Annotated in this window: 12 protein-coding genes; 7 read left to right on the forward strand and 5 right to left on the reverse strand. The window is 57.7% G+C overall.

The annotated features are described in order from the left end of the window. Positions 1 to 113: 113 nt before the first annotated feature. Both ACA041_RS30230 and ACA041_RS30235 read left to right on the forward strand, forming a co-directional pair. Positions 114 to 2534, forward strand: coding sequence for a M16 family metallopeptidase (locus ACA041_RS30230; RefSeq protein WP_497439088.1), 2421 nt, complete (start codon positions 114 to 116; stop codon positions 2532 to 2534). Positions 2535 to 2609: 75 nt separating this feature from the next. After that, the gene (locus tag ACA041_RS30235; protein WP_497439089.1) at positions 2610 to 3608 is read left to right on the forward strand and encodes a hydrolase; all 999 of its coding nucleotides are present in this window, start codon (positions 2610 to 2612) and stop codon (positions 3606 to 3608) included. Between the two features lie 110 nt (positions 3609 to 3718). Here ACA041_RS30235 and ACA041_RS30240 read toward each other — a convergent pair whose 3' ends face one another. Beyond that, the gene (locus ACA041_RS30240) at positions 3719 to 4573 is read right to left on the reverse strand and encodes a sulfurtransferase (RefSeq protein ID WP_497439090.1); all 855 of its coding nucleotides are present in this window, start codon (positions 4571 to 4573) and stop codon (positions 3719 to 3721) included. A gap of 42 nt (positions 4574 to 4615) precedes the next feature. Next, positions 4616 to 5287: a TetR/AcrR family transcriptional regulator gene (locus ACA041_RS30245; protein WP_497439091.1), complete on the reverse strand. Its 672-nt coding sequence runs from the start codon at positions 5285 to 5287 to the stop codon at positions 4616 to 4618. A gap of 146 nt (positions 5288 to 5433) precedes the next feature. Between ACA041_RS30245 and ACA041_RS30250 the strand changes: the two genes are divergently transcribed. From ACA041_RS30250 to ACA041_RS30270, 5 genes are all read left to right on the forward strand, one after another. Then, positions 5434 to 6864 carry a coniferyl aldehyde dehydrogenase gene (locus tag ACA041_RS30250; protein WP_497439092.1) on the forward strand — a complete coding sequence of 477 codons (1431 nt, stop codon included), beginning with the start codon at positions 5434 to 5436 and terminating at the stop codon, positions 6862 to 6864. Positions 6865 to 6892: 28 nt separating this feature from the next. Beyond that, positions 6893 to 7438, forward strand: coding sequence for a twin-arginine translocation pathway signal protein (locus ACA041_RS30255; RefSeq protein ID WP_497439093.1), 546 nt, complete (start codon positions 6893 to 6895; stop codon positions 7436 to 7438). 153 nt (positions 7439 to 7591) lie between these two features. After that, positions 7592 to 9187: a GMC family oxidoreductase gene (locus tag ACA041_RS30260; protein WP_497439094.1), complete on the forward strand. Its 1596-nt coding sequence runs from the start codon at positions 7592 to 7594 to the stop codon at positions 9185 to 9187. A gap of 115 nt (positions 9188 to 9302) precedes the next feature. Beyond that, positions 9303 to 9782, forward strand: a complete 480-nt coding sequence (gene coaD, locus ACA041_RS30265; RefSeq protein WP_497439095.1) for a pantetheine-phosphate adenylyltransferase — start codon at positions 9303 to 9305, stop codon at positions 9780 to 9782. A gap of 190 nt (positions 9783 to 9972) precedes the next feature. Further along, positions 9973 to 10224, forward strand: a complete 252-nt coding sequence (locus ACA041_RS30270; RefSeq protein ID WP_038358877.1) for a YfhL family 4Fe-4S dicluster ferredoxin — start codon at positions 9973 to 9975, stop codon at positions 10222 to 10224. A 153-nt stretch (positions 10225 to 10377) separates the two neighbouring features. Here the strand turns inward: ACA041_RS30270 and ACA041_RS30275 are convergent, their stop codons facing one another. Genes ACA041_RS30275 through ACA041_RS30285 form a run of 3 tightly spaced genes read right to left on the reverse strand, consistent with a single transcriptional unit; the run spans position 10378 to position 12406 of the window. Then, entirely contained in the window at positions 10378 to 10701 is a 324-nt protein-coding gene (locus tag ACA041_RS30275) for a multidrug transporter (RefSeq protein ID WP_497439096.1), read from the reverse strand. 52 nt (positions 10702 to 10753) lie between these two features. Then, positions 10754 to 11566 (reverse strand): bifunctional DNA-formamidopyrimidine glycosylase/DNA-(apurinic or apyrimidinic site) lyase, encoded by an 813-nt coding sequence (mutM, locus tag ACA041_RS30280; RefSeq protein WP_497439097.1) that lies wholly within the window; start codon positions 11564 to 11566, stop codon positions 10754 to 10756. A gap of 24 nt (positions 11567 to 11590) precedes the next feature. Continuing rightward, positions 11591 to 12406, reverse strand: a complete 816-nt coding sequence (locus tag ACA041_RS30285) for an HDOD domain-containing protein (protein ID WP_497442200.1) — start codon at positions 12404 to 12406, stop codon at positions 11591 to 11593. Between the last annotated feature and the right edge of the window lie 236 nt (positions 12407 to 12642).

A 12642-nucleotide genomic window follows, 5' to 3' on the forward strand; every position in this document is an offset into this window, starting at 1 on the left:
AGGGCGCGGCGGGCGTTGCAATAAGAAACGCTTAATCAATAGTTTCAAAAGCCGATCCATTAGTATCCTTTTCAGGCGAAATGACTCGCACCCACTGAGAAGGATTTCAACACATGAGCCCCGCAACAACACCGATAGAAGCCATTTTAAAAAATGGTCTGAAGATCATTGTTTTAGAGATTCCTCAAGCAACAGGTATTACCTGCGCACTGAGTTACAACGTCAGCTCTCGCAACGAATCCGCTGCCAATGCGGGCATCAATGCGGCGTTTTTTCAAACACTGCGTATCGATAATTACGACCATACACCGAATCTACATTTTGATTTAAGCCCTTACAACACTCGCACCACATTCACATTCTCCTTGAATCCTGATCAGCTGAGTCAGTGTTTCGAACTTAACGCCAGGATGATGAGCGCTCCCGTCCTCACCAAAAGCACCCTGAAGCGGGTGATTCAAGCTCACTTGGACTACCGAAAGGACAAACGGCACTTCATTTCAGATAATTGGATTCCTGTTGAGTTTGCCTCACTCTGCCATCCTCTGGGCTATTCCAACGGTGCAAGTATCACCCCTGAAAGCGCTGCTCGCATCGACATCGAGCAACTGCAGCAATGGCATCAACAGTATTACTCACCTGGCAATGCAATTCTGGTCATCACTGGGAACGTGAAAGCAGAGGACGTTGAGAGTCTGGCGCAGCAGTATTTCGATGCCGTGCCTTTCAGGCCTATAGCTCCGGCTCAGGAGTTACAACAGCTCTGCGAGCTGGATAAGCGTCATTATGTGCTGCACAAGGCAACGTGGAAGCCCAGGTTGTTAGTAGCGTTCAACGTACCGGGAATGAACGAAGCCGTAGCAGATAGTTCAGGCTGGGCACTGGAAATTCTGTCCAAACTGCTCCGCCAAAAACTTACCGCCCGCCTTCCCGTCTCTAGCGGAATATGTCTTTACGAGCAAGAAAAATACGCGAGTCTTTTCCGAGTTTCCGTCACGGCAAGTACACGTCATCAATGCTTAGAGGAACTCGAGGCAGGCCTGAATAAATTGATTGACGAACTAAAGTTCAATGCGCCGCCCCCAGAGGAGCTGAAAATAGCCCGAGAACAAACGCTTGCAGACCTTACTAAAAGTGAAGACCACAAGACTCTAGCGCTTGAAATCGGCCAGCTGGAAAATTATCAAATACCCTACAGCCACCTCGATCAGAGGCACAACGATTTGCTGAATGTCACGGCCGAAGACATCCAGCGCACAGCAAAAACTTTCTTTACGTCGCAGAGAATAACCGTCGCGCACATCTTGCCTATGCAAGTCCCGACACGAGCAACACCCGTAGAACTGACTTTGGACAATGGCCTAAAGATCATTATTCTCGAAAACCCTCTATCAAAGAGTGCTGTCTGCGACTTGTATTACAAAATCAGCTCCCGCAACGAATCCGCTGACACTGCGGGCATCAACATTGTGTTTGGCGGAACCTTATCCCAAGACAAAAATTTTATCGAAACAGAAAGTTTCGATGCGTGGCATTTCGATGACCTCACCCTCTACTCTCACATCACCAACCCTGACAAATTGAATCAGGACTTTAAAGTTCTCGCCAGGGTAATGAGCACTCCTGTCCTGACCGAGGAGAGTATGAAAAAAGTGATTGGAGCCGAACTAGGACTTGGAGACAAAAATCGCTTCTTCACATCGGATCATTCCACTCCTGAGGCGTTTGACGCGCTGGCTTACCCTATAAGTGGCTATGGGAACTCTTCAATAACCCCTAAAAGTGCTGCTAACATCGACCTCAAGCAACTGCAACAATGGCATCAACATTACTACGCCCCAGGCAATGCATGCCTGGTCATTGTCGGAAACGTGAAAGCGCAAGAAATCGAAACGTTGGCGAAGCAGCATTTCGGTGCAGTGCCTTTCAGGTCAACAGCGCCCGCTAAAGAGGTGAAGGAGCTTTGCGAGCCGGGCAAACGCCATATTGAGCTGCACATGTACACCGAAACGCCCAGGTTGTTAGTAGCGTTCAACGTGCCTGGAATGATCGACCCCGTAGCAGATACATCGGCTGCGGCACTGCAGATCATTTCCTTGATATTCGAGCAAAACTGCACTGCCTACCTTCCTGTCTCTCGCGGAATATGTGCGTTTACTCAACATAAGCACGCGGGTCTTTTCAGAATTTCAGTCACGGCAAATAATTTTGATCAATCTCTGGAGGAGCTCGAGACGGCGCTGATTGAATTAATCAACGAATTCAAGTTAAACGGGGCACCTCCAGAGGCGCTGGAAATGGCTCGTGAAGAAGCGTTCATCCGTCTTGTCAAGAGAGAAGGCAATGACAGTTCTCTAGCCTATGACCTGGGCCAGCTTGAGAGTAATCAAATGCCATTCACGCACCTCGATCAGAGACACATTGATTTGCGCGAGGTCACCGCCGAAGATATTCAGCGTGCAGTCAACACTTATTTCACACCTCAACGAATGACAGTTGCGCATATATTGCCAATGCAAGCCCCAAGGCATTAATTTGATCCATCGCTGGTTAATTGACCGGTCTGAAAAGGTGCGCACAGGCTGCGCACCGCTGCATCGAGAGCAATCGTGTCCCTTCCGCCAGAACGCTTCACGCCCGCCTTCGGCCTTGGCAACCCGCACTTGCAAACCTTGTGGGGACCACTGTGGCGCAAAACCACACACATTGAACGTGAGCGCGAACGCCTGTGGCTCGAGGATGGAGACTTCCTCGACCTGGACTGGCACGGCCCGCACAGTGCCGATGCGCCACTGGTGCTGGTGCTCCACGGGCTGACCGGCTCTTCGAACTCGCCCTACGTGGCCGGGCTGCAAAAGGCACTCGGGGTTCAAGGGTGGGCCAGTGTCGCGTTGAATTGGCGAGGCTGTTCCGGTGAGCCGAACCTGTTGCCCCGCAGCTATCACTCCGGCGCCAGCGAAGATCTTGCCGAAACCATCAAACACCTGCGGGCCAGGCGGCCACTGGCGCCGTTGTATGCGGTGGGCTACTCGCTAGGCGCAAATGTCCTGCTCAAGCATCTGGGCGAGACCGGCAGTGACAGTGGTGTACTCGGTGCGGTCGCGGTGTCGGTGCCATTTCGCCTGGATCAGTGCGCGGACCGCATCGGCCAGGGCTTTTCGAAGATCTATCAGGCGCATTTCATGCGCGAGATGGTGGCCTACATCAAGAACAAGCAGCGACAATTCCAGCATGACGGTCGTGAAGACGGCCTTGCCGAACTCGCAGCGCTGGGCTCGCTGGATAACATGCGCACGTTCTGGGATTTCGATGGCCGGGTGACGGCGCCACTGCATGGCTTTGTCGATGCCGAAGATTATTATCGTCGCGCTTCGAGCCGTTATTTCCTTGGTGAGATTCGCACGCCGACCCTGATCATCCAGGCGGCTGACGATCCCTTTGTTTTTCCTCATAGCCTGCCGCGAGCGGAAGAATTATCCGATTGCGTTCAATTCGAGCTACAAGCCAAGGGCGGGCATGTCGGCTTCGTCGATGGCTCGCTCAGGAAGCCGGGTTACTACCTGGAGCGACGCATTCCTCAGTGGTTGATCGCCTTGGGGGGGGTGTGAGCCAATGGATATCGATCGGGGCGAATCGATTCAATCCAGCCAGGAATACCGGGCGGTGATCCTGGCCAAATGTGGGAGCGAGCAGGCTCGCTTCCACATTTGATTTGCGGCTATTCGCCGGTAGCGATGCCCCGCGCCGGATCGTTGATCCACTCGCTCCACGACCCCGCATACAACGATCCCAGCGGATAACCCGCCAGGCACAAGGCGAACAGGTTGTGGCAAGCCGTCACGCCAGAACCGCAATACGCCACCAGATCGCTGGGTGAGCGAGCGCCGAGTTTCGCGGCGAATCGCTGCTTAAGCTGATCGGCCGGCAGGAAACGCCCGTCGCTGCCCAGGTTATCGGTGAACGCCGCACATTGCGCACCGGGGATATGCCCGGCAATCGGATCGATCGGTTCCACTTCACCCTTGAAGCGCGGCAAGGCACGGGCGTCGAGCAAGGTCAGCGCGGGCTGGCCAAGACGTTGCTGAAGTTCTTCGGCACTCAGCACGAGCGTGTTGTCCGGGACCCCCGAGAAAGTCCCGCGTTCGATATCGGGCGCATCCAGACTCAGCGGCAAACCCGCCGCGTGCCAGGCCTTGAGTCCGCCATCAAGAATAAACACGCCGTCGCGCTTGCCCAGCCAGGCCAGCAACCACCAGGCCCGCGCCGCGTAGGCACCGGGACCGTCGTCGTACAAAATCACTTCGCTGTCGGCGTTGACACCCCAGGCTTGCAGGCGCTCGATCAAGTCTTCAGGTTCAGGCAACGGATGGCGCCCGGTCACTCCCCGGATCACAGTCGCGCTCAAATCACGCTCGAGATCGGCAAAGCTGGACCCGGCAATATGCCCTTCGGCATAGCTGCGCTGGCCGTAGTCCGGGTCTTCGAGGGCAAAACGACAATCGAGGATCACCAGCCCCGGCTGCTCCTTTTTCAGGTCCAACGCTAGCGGGCTGATCAGTTGCGCAATGGGCATAACGGGCTCCTATGAGGGCGGTATTCGAACCTGTCGCTCTTTCTATTCCACTTCTTCCAGGGCCTGGGCCAGTGGCACATAAAACTCCTCGAACAACGCGTTGACCGCGTCGCGGGACTGATCCGTGACGAACCCGGCCTCCAGCACCAGCACTTGGTAAACACCACGCTTAATCGCTTGTTCGCTCAAGTGGTTGGAATTTTCCCGCGTGGTACACAGAAAACGCACCCAGGACGTCAGAATGATCCAGGCGTTGATGGTCAGCGACTCGATCTGCACCCGGTCCATCTTCAAGATACCCGCCTCGACGAATCCCTTGTAGATGGCCGACCCCTGAATCACGCAGCGCTGGGAAAAGCGTCGGTAACGGGCGGCCAGTTCCGGATCGCTGTCGAGCAAGTGCTCAAGGTCTCGATGCAGAAACCGATAGCGCCACATGGCTGCCAGCAATTCCTTGAGGTAGTAACGCTTGTCCTCGACCGTCGCTGCGCGGCCCTGGGGCGGGCGCAGGAAGCTGTCCACCAGGGTTTCGTACTCGCTGAACAGCACGGCGATGATCGCCTGCTTGTTAGGGAAGTGGTAGTACAGGTTGCCCGGGGAAATTTCCATATGGGCGGCAATGTGATTGGTGCTGATACTGCGTTCGCCCTGCTGATTGAACAGTTCCAGGCTGTTCTGCACGATGCGCTCGCTGGTTTTGATCCTTGGGGCCATGGCTTGAGCTTTAATTCAGAGTGCGGTGACGGGCATCTTACGACCTATCCGGACGTGGATAAAACAAAGCTGCGTCAGGATGCCATTTGACTTTATAGAGCATAGACTCTAAAAAGTTCCTAATAATAAATAATCCGGAGCTGACAATGACTGCTGACATCGCCTACCTGCAGAACCTACAGCAGCCTCTGAAAGAACTCCAAGCCTTGTTCGACGCCCAACGTGCGGCGTATGCCGCCAACCCCATGCCGCCTGCGGCTCAACGCCAGCAATGGCTCAAGGCGTTGCGAGATCTGTTGAGCATTGAACGCCAGGCCTTGATCGATGCGATCAGCCAGGACTTCAGCCATCGCAGCGCCGATGAAACCCTGCTGGCCGAACTGATGCCCAGCCTGCACGGCATCCAATACGCCAGTCAGCACCTCAAAAGCTGGATGAAAGCGTCACGGCGCAAAGTCGGCGTTGCCTTTCAACCCGCCTCGGCCAAAGTCGTTTATCAACCGTTGGGCGTGGTTGGCGTGATCGTGCCGTGGAATTATCCGTTGTACCTGGCTATCGGCCCGCTGGTGGGCGCGTTGTCGGCGGGCAACCGGGTGATGCTCAAGCTCAGCGAATCGACCCCGGTCACCGGTTTGCTGCTCAAGGAGCTGCTGGGTCGAATCTTTCCCCAAGACCTGGTCTGCGTGGTGCTGGGCGAAGCCGATATAGGCGTGGCCTTCTCGCGGCTGCGTTTCGATCACCTGCTGTTCACGGGCGCTACCAGCATCGGCAAACACGTGATGCGCGCGGCGGCCGAGAACCTGACACCGGTAACCCTTGAGCTGGGCGGAAAATCTCCGGCCATCGTCTCCCGCGATGTGCCCCTCAAGGATGCCGCCGAACGCATCGCTTTCGGCAAAACGCTCAACGCCGGACAAACCTGTGTGGCCCCGGACTACGTACTGGTGCCGGAAGATCGCGTGGGCTCTTTCGTCGAAGCCTATCGCCAGGCAGTTCGCGGCTTTTATCCGACCCTGACTGACAACCCTGACTACACCGCCATCATCAATGACCGACAGCTGCAGCGGCTCAATGGCTACCTGAGTGACGCCACCAGCAAGGGCGCGCTGTTGATTCCCTTGTTCGACCGGGGCCAGGGCCGGCGCATGAGCCACAGCCTGCTGCTCAACGTCACTGACGAGATGATGGTGATGCAAGACGAAATTTTCGGCCCGCTGCTGCCGATCGTTCCCTACAAGGATCTGGACGAAGCGTTTGCCTACATCAATCAACGACCTCGTCCGCTGGCCCTGTATTACTTCGGCTACGACAAGCACGAGCAAAACCGCGTGCTCAGCGAGACCCATTCCGGCGGGGTTTGCCTGAATGACACCCTGCTGCACGTCGCCCAGGATGATTTGCCGTTCGGCGGTGTTGGCGCTTCCGGCATGGGCCATTACCACGGCCATGAAGGCTTCCTGACCTTCAGCAAGGCCAAGGGTGTGTTGATCAAACAGCGCTTCAACGCAGCGAAATTGATCTACCCGCCGTACGGCAAGGCTATTCAAAAACTGATCCAGAAGCTGTTTATCCGCTAACGATCATCACTGCCGGGTAATAACAATAATGAGTCCCAGCCTGTCCGATACACCTGCGTTGTCACGGCGCGGTTTGCTTAAGTTCGGCCTGGGGGCGAGTGCTTTCCTGGCCACGGTCAGCCTGGGAGCGAGCCTCAGTGGCTGCTCGTCCAGTACGCCGGCCGACGGTTTTGCAATGCTGCGCAGAGCTGATTTGTTGTTTCTGCGAGCGCTGGTCCCGGTGATGCTCGACGGCGCCGTGGCGGCCGAGGGAATGCCGGTGGCCGTCGACCAGACCTTGCGCTGCCTGGATAACGGCCTCGATCACCTGTCGCCGGAAATGCTCAAGCTGACCCGACAGTTGTTCGATGTATTGGGGATAACCGTAACTCGCGGGCCGCTGACCGGCATCTGGGGCAGTTGGGAAAACGCCAGCAGCGAAGACATTCGCGACTTCCTCGATCGCTGGGAAAACAGTTCGTTGAGCCTGCTGCGCATGGGTCACAGCTCGCTGCTGCAACTGGTGATGATGGCCTGGTACAGCCGGGCGCAGTCCTGGGTGCATTGCGGGTATCCCGGGCCGCCTACGGTTTGAGACCGAGGCGACTCCATCGCGGGCAGGCCACGCTCCCACAGGGTTTGGGTCGTACGCAAAGGTGGTCCACCTCAAATCCTGTAGGAGCGAGGCTTGCCCGCGAAGGCACCAGGTGCCTCACCACAGAAATCAAAATAACGAGAGAACCCGAACATGCCCGTACCCGATCCGTTCCGCGAAGGCCTGGCCCGTGGCTGGAAAACCTATAACGGTTCACAACTGACCCGGGACCTGACCCTCGAAACGGACGTAGCCATCATCGGCAGCGGGGCCGGTGGCGGGACTACGGCGCAAATCCTCAGTGCCGCCGGCTACAAGGTGCTGCTGATCGAAGAAGGCCCGCTCAAGACCAGCAGCGACTTCAAGATGCTCGAAGACCAGGCTTATACCAGCCTCTATCAGGAAGGCATCGGCCGCATGAGCAAGGACGGCGCGATCACCATTCTTCAGGGCCGGGCGGTGGGCGGTACGACGTTGATCAACTGGACTTCAAGCTTTCGCACCCCTGATCCGACCCTCGAACATTGGGCCAGGGAGCATGACGTCAAAGGTCATGGCCCGGCCGAGATGGCGCCCTGGTTCGAGAAAATGGAGCAATACCTGGGTGTCGCGCCCTGGATGGTTCCGCCGAACGCCAACAACGACGTGATCCGCAAAGGCTGCGAGAAGCTCGGATACGCCTGGCATGTCATCCCGCGTAACGTGCGTGGCTGCTGGAACCTTGGCTACTGCGGCATGGGCTGCCCGACCAACGCCAAGCAATCGATGCTGGTCACGACTATTCCGGCCACCCTGGATAAAGGTGGCGAACTGCTGTTCCTCGCCCGTGCCGAAAAACTCTCGATCAAGGACGGCAAGGTCACTGGGCTGCAATGCGTGGCGATGGACGACCGCTGCGTCGCCCCAACCGGGAAGACGATCACGATCAAGGCCCGGTACTACGTGCTGGCCGGCGGTGGCATCAATAGCCCGGCGCTGCTGTTGCGCTCCGACGCGCCCGATCCGCACCAGCGCCTGGGCAAACGGACGTTCCTGCATCTGGTCAACATGTCAGCCGGCCTGTTCGACGAAGTGATCAATCCGTTCTATGGCGCGCCGCAGTCGATCTACTCCGACCATTTCCAGTGGCAGGACGGCACCACCGGCAAGATGTCCTACAAACTGGAAGTGCCCCCGCTGCACCCTGCGCTGGCCACTACCCTGCTCGGCGGTTTCGGCAAGGAAAACGCCCGGCACATGGAAAACCTGCCCCATACCCACGCCATGTTGGCGTTAATGCGCGACGGCTTTCATCCGGACAGCCCCGGCGGCAGCGTCGAATTACGCGGTGACGGCACACCGGTGCTCGACTATCAGGTTTCACCCTATGCCTGGGACGGTCTGCGCCGGGCCTTTCACAGCATGGCCGAAATTCAGTTCGCGGGCGGCGCCAACGCGGTGATGCCGATGCATGCCGACGCTCGCTATGTGAAGACCCTGGCCGAAGCGCGCACCCTGATCGACGGTTTGAGCCTCGAGCTGTATCGCACCCGCCTGGGCAGTGCCCATGTGATGGGCGGTTGCGCCATGGGGGAAGATCCGAAAAACGCCGTGACCGACAGCCTTGGCCGGCATCATCAGCTAGGCAATCTTTCGATCCATGACGGCTCGCTGTTCCCCACCAGCATTGGCGCAAATCCGCAATTGTCGGTCTATGGGCTGACGGCGCAACTGGCCACCGCCTTGGCCGAACGTTTGAAAAACCCATGAAAACGGAGAATAGTGCAATCGTCTATAGTGCTTTCTTACCCAAAAGGCGACTTGGCCGACCGGGAAGGCTGCGATACCATCCGACTCCCCAACGGACTCCCGCCAGGACGACGCGATGAACCGAGTGTTGTACCCAGGTACCTTCGACCCTATTACCAAGGGCCATGGCGATCTGGTCGAACGCGCCGCGCGCCTGTTCGATCATGTGATCATCGCCGTCGCTGCCAGCCCCAAGAAAAACCCGCTGTTTCCCCTGGAACAGCGAGTGGCAATGGCCCGCGAGGTCACTCAACATTTGCCTAATGTAGAAGTCGTCGGCTTCTCGACGCTGCTGGCGCACTTCGCAAAAGAGAAGAATGCCAACGTGTTCCTGCGTGGTTTGCGGGCGGTGTCGGACTTTGAATACGAATTCCAGCTGGCCAACATGAACCGTCAGCTGGCGCCGGATGTGGAAAGCCTGTTTCTGACTCCGTCCGAGCGTTATTCGTACATTTCTTCGACGCTGGTCCGTGAAATCGCAGCCCTTGGCGGCGATATCACCAAGTTTGTCCACCCGGCGGTGGCGGACGCGCTGACCGAACGTTTCAAGAAGTAAACTCCGCAACTGTAGGAACGAGCTTGCTCGGGGCGGCGCTCGCGAAGGTCGTTAACGATGACGAAGGCTGCCTGGATGAGCGCGGCGCCCTTACGTTCATCGCGAGCAAGCTGGCTCCTACAGCGCCAATGCGGCACAATTGTCGCATTGATTTATTGCGCCCGGGTCTTGCGCCCTGGCTGGAGTTAGCATGTCCCTGATCATCACCGACGATTGCATCAACTGCGACGTCTGCGAACCCGAGTGCCCGAACGCCGCCATCTCCCAGGGCGAAGAGATCTATGTGATCGACCCGAACCTGTGCACACAGTGTGTTGGCCACTATGACGAACCTCAGTGCCAGCAGGTTTGCCCGGTGGATTGCATTCCGCTGGACGAAGCGCATCCGGAGACTGAAGAGCAGTTGATGGAGAAGTACCGGATCATTACCGGCAAGGCATAAGTCATTCGGCGCCTGTGAGGGCGCCTTCGCGAGCAGGCTCCCTCCCACAGTAGTACTGCTGTGTTTACACTATCTGATTCACAACACGAATCAAATGTGGGAGCGAGCCTGCTCGCGAATAGGCCATCAGCCACACCGAAGACCTGACTGACCTCACTCCCGCTGCTCAAATCCCTCCCCGATACACCCCAGACACCGTACAAACGCCGCTTTCGCCGGGTCGACCACCAACGCCTGGCCGGCATCGCCCACGCCGCCGCCCAGCACGGTAAACGGCAACGACACCACAAACGCCCCGGCACCGATCACCGTTGCCACCACCAGCAAGGGTCGGGCGATCAGCAAATCGCCGATCATGGCGTACGCGGGGGGATTCTGGATGGTGTAGCGCGGGTCGCCGCTGCCCGCGTTCGCCGCCAGCACGGGCGTACCGATGCTCAGCAGTAAAGCGACGACAAGGGTTCGAAACAGGTTCATGGCACGTTCCTTCGGCTAGGCAGTGAGCACTGACTATAGCCTCTGGGACCTGTCAGCTTTGACAACGCGGGCAAAACACGCTGGCGCGCTGCCCGAGTTTTACTTCCCGCAATTGCGTTGCGCAGATCTTACAATGCTCGTTCCCGCGGCCGTAAACGAACAATTCCTGCTGGAAGTAACCGGGCTGGCCGTCACCGCCGATAAAGTCGCGCAAGGTGGTGCCGCCGCGCTCAATGGCATGTGCAAGGATACGTTTGATCTCTATCGCCAACTTCAGATAGCGCGCCCGGGAAATGCTCCGGGCTTCACGACGCGGATCGATCCCGGCGGCGAACAGCGCTTCGGTCGCGTAGATATTGCCGACGCCGACCACCACCGCGTTGTCCATGATGAACGGCTTGACTGCCATGGAACGTGCCCGGGACAGCTTGAACAAGCGGTCGCCGTCGAACAGGTCGGTCAACGGTTCCGGTCCCAGGCGAATCAGCAATTCGTGATTGAGCGGATCGAGGCTCCAGAGCATCGCGCCAAACCGGCGTGGGTCGGTGTAACGCAGGGCCAGGCCAGACTCCAGCTCGATGTCCACGTGCTCATGCTTGGCCGCTGGCATGCCGACTTCCACCAGGCGCAGATTCCCGGACATGCCCAAATGACTGATCAGCGTGCCGACTTCGGCATTGATCAGCAGGTACTTGGCGCGCCGTTCCACCAACACGATGCGCTGGCCGGACAGCCGCACATCGAGGTCCTCCGGGATCGGCCAACGCAACCGGCGATCGCGCACGATCACCCGACTGACGCGCTGGCCTTCAAGGTGCGGCGCGATCCCGCGGCGGGTGGTTTCGACTTCCGGCAATTCAGGCATGGGGTTCTCGAGTCAGGCTGTCGCTCAGCGATGAGCGCCGAGGTCGCGAATCGTTTGTTTGAGGGTCTCGAAGTCGTAGTCCGAGAGGCCGACGTAATCGAGCACCAGTGGCCCGATGCTGTTCCACTCGTGGTCCTCTGCCTGGTTGCCCAGGACCCGATGGGACGCACAGATGTGCTCGGCCATTTTCAGGATCCCCAGCAGGTTTTTCAGCTGGCTGTTGCGCGACGACTCATCGGTGAAGATCGCCAAGGCATTATGGTGGTTGGCGATGGCATCGGTCACGTGCTCCGGCAGGCGCCAGGACTTGGCCGTGTAGTAACCCACTACCGCGTGGTTGGTGTTGAACACCCGGTTCTCGGTGTCCACCACCCGGCACTCGGCACTGGCACTGGCGTAGGCCTCTTCCAGGACGCTCATGTAGTTCGGGAATCGCTGGACCATCAAGGGTACGCCACAATCGTGGAACAGGCCCAGGGCATACGCTTCATCGCCGGCCTGGGTCCCGAGGCGCTTGGCCAGGGTCAGGCAGGTCATCGCCACGTCTTGGGCGGTGTCCCAGAAACGGTTCAAGGTGACGATGGTGTCGTCGTTCATTTCGCCTTTGATCGACTGCGCGTTGATCAGATTGATGATCGAACGGCTGCCCAGCAGATTCACTGCCCGCTTGATCGAGGCGATCTTGTTGCTCAAGCCGTAATACGGCGAATTGACGATTTTCAGCAAGGAACCGGAGAGACCCGGATCCTGGGAAATCAGCTTGGCGATCACTTCCAGATCAGGATCCGGCATGTATTGCTCCATCTGCAAATCCACCATGATTTGCGGTTGGGCCGGCACGCTGATGCCTTGCAGGGACTGTCGGATCTGTTCAGTGGTCAGCTCTTGGGACATAAATACGCGCTCTGGGTCAGGGGGCAATTCTAACCTTTATGAAGTTGGATCCGACACACTGATGGGCAAATCGCCGTTGATATTGCTGGGTTTAATCTTGGGTTGATCGGTGCTTGTGCGTGATATTCGAAATCGCTTTCGTCGGAAGGCGACATCCGCGTTTCATCGCCCACCCGGCCCGC

The organism is Pseudomonas sp. LBUM1676 (assembly GCF_059695605.1).

Coding starts and splice junctions, on each gene's coding strand:
- ACA041_RS30255 (WP_497439093.1), top strand. CDS start 6,893: ATGAGTCCCAGCCTGTCCGATACACCTGCGTTGTCACGGCGCGGTTTG.
- ACA041_RS30270 (WP_038358877.1), top strand. CDS start 9,973: ATGTCCCTGATCATCACCGACGATTGCATCAACTGCGACGTCTGCGAA.
- ACA041_RS30245 (WP_497439091.1), bottom strand. CDS start 5,287: ATGGCCCCAAGGATCAAAACCAGCGAGCGCATCGTGCAGAACAGCCTG.
- ACA041_RS30260 (WP_497439094.1), top strand. CDS start 7,592: ATGCCCGTACCCGATCCGTTCCGCGAAGGCCTGGCCCGTGGCTGGAAA.
- ACA041_RS30275 (WP_497439096.1), bottom strand. CDS start 10,701: ATGAACCTGTTTCGAACCCTTGTCGTCGCTTTACTGCTGAGCATCGGT.
- mutM (WP_497439097.1), bottom strand. CDS start 11,566: ATGCCTGAATTGCCGGAAGTCGAAACCACCCGCCGCGGGATCGCGCCG.
- coaD (WP_497439095.1), top strand. CDS start 9,303: ATGAACCGAGTGTTGTACCCAGGTACCTTCGACCCTATTACCAAGGGC.
- ACA041_RS30240 (WP_497439090.1), bottom strand. CDS start 4,573: ATGCCCATTGCGCAACTGATCAGCCCGCTAGCGTTGGACCTGAAAAAG.
- ACA041_RS30250 (WP_497439092.1), top strand. CDS start 5,434: ATGACTGCTGACATCGCCTACCTGCAGAACCTACAGCAGCCTCTGAAA.
- ACA041_RS30230 (WP_497439088.1), top strand. CDS start 114: ATGAGCCCCGCAACAACACCGATAGAAGCCATTTTAAAAAATGGTCTG.